Raw genomic sequence first — 951 nt, forward strand, 5'->3', positions numbered from 1 at the left:
TTGGGGCTGCAACGGAGATTATGCATTCGACCATGGTATGGGTAGCGCCGGAAAATCACATTCACCGGCCAGACCGGCTTTCCCTTGCTGCTCGCCGAGATGCCCGATTTATCGGTTTGAAGGCGTGATTTGCCGGTTTGAAGCCCCCGTGTACCAGTTCAAGATGATGGCTTCCGCGATGCGCGGAAACCGGGCGGCTTGGCATGGTTTTGCATTCCAGAGCGTGCCGGCCGTCGTCGGTGAAAGAATTGTCCCGGCATGACAGGGAGTTGGCGTCGATTTTTTTACGGATTGAGGGTTGCATTCCGCGTCTGCCCGGGTAAAATTCGCATCCGTTGTCACGGCGAGCTCGTCAAGGCGATGGATTGTAGGACCGTAGCTCAGTTGGTTAGAGCGCCACGTTGACATCGTGGAGGTCAGCGGTTCAAATCCGCTCGGTCCTACCAATTAAGATCGGATTTGCGACGATACGATTTTGCAGTGACATGACTACAGGACCATAGCTCAGTTGGTTAGAGCGCCACGTTGACATCGTGGAGGTCAGCGGTTCAAATCCGCTTGGTCCTACCAGATTCGAACCCCGAGCCTTGTCTCGGGGTTTTTTGTGCTCGTCAGTTTCCTTTCGATGCTCCCTGTCCCATTTCCCTTTGAGGCTCCCTGCCCAACGCCGGATCACCTTTGCGGGATTTCTCGGTCTTCCGGACTGGCGAGTAATGTTGGATTTCGAACAGGACATACAGTAGATCCGGTTTTTATGATTGGCATTATTGCCGGGAGATAAGCGTCCAGCGTTGGACATTAGTGGCTAAGACTAAGGTTTTAAGCGTTTTAAACTCAGTAAAATCAAATCATTAAAATTTTAAAAATCCCTCCAGGGCGTTCTCCTTTCTTCGTCGTATATCTTTATGAAACGGGTGTTCTAGGATGCTCGAAAGAGAAAAGGGAACGGCG

General features: G+C 51.5%; 1 protein-coding gene and 2 tRNA genes. All 3 read left to right on the top strand.

What is annotated here, in order from left to right; all coding sequences use genetic code 11:
• A partial coding sequence (locus BTW07_RS20100) for a hypothetical protein (RefSeq protein WP_208605447.1) occupies positions 1-262 on the top strand: 262 nt, incomplete at its 5' end.
• A gap of 107 nt (positions 263-369) precedes the next feature.
• Positions 370-446 (top strand) — tRNA-Val (locus BTW07_RS18820).
• 47 nt (positions 447-493) lie between these two features.
• Positions 494-570, top strand: a tRNA-Val gene (locus tag BTW07_RS18825).
• The last annotated feature ends 381 nt before the right edge of the window (positions 571-951 follow it).

Source organism: Salinicola socius, from assembly GCF_001937195.1.
GTDB classification, from domain to species: Bacteria; Pseudomonadota; Gammaproteobacteria; order Pseudomonadales; family Halomonadaceae; genus Salinicola; species Salinicola socius.